This window comes from Streptomyces megasporus (assembly GCF_000718985.1).
GTDB classification, from domain to species: domain Bacteria; phylum Actinomycetota; class Actinomycetes; order Streptomycetales; family Streptomycetaceae; genus Streptomyces; species Streptomyces megasporus.
Genome location: NZ_JODL01000164.1, coordinates 1 through 318, shown reverse-complemented (window position 1 = coordinate 318; position 318 = coordinate 1). Strand labels below are relative to the sequence as shown.

General features: G+C 67.3%; 1 protein-coding gene. It reads left to right on the top strand.

The window, feature by feature from the left end:
* Positions 1 to 318 (top strand): glycosyltransferase family 2 protein (locus IF47_RS0127175; protein WP_157840082.1); only part of this gene is annotated, 318 nt, incomplete at both ends.

Below are 318 nucleotides of genomic sequence, written 5' to 3'. Positions count from 1 at the left end.
GTGTACAACTCGGCTGCCACCCTCGGCACAGCCGTCCGATCGGTGCTCACACAGACCCACAGCGACCTGGAGCTACTGGTCACCGACGACCAGTCCTCCGATGGTTCCATGGACCTGCTCCGCGAGTTCGCCGAGCAGGACGAACGCGTCCTGCCGGAGTCGGCACCCGAACGGGGCGGTGCGGGCAGGGCCCGCAACCTCGCGATCGAGCGGGCCCGCGGGGACTACATCGCCTTTCTCGACAGCGACGACATGTGGCTTCCGGAGAAGACCGAGAAGCAGCTCGCCTTCGCCGCAGAAGGTGATGCGCCGCTGACG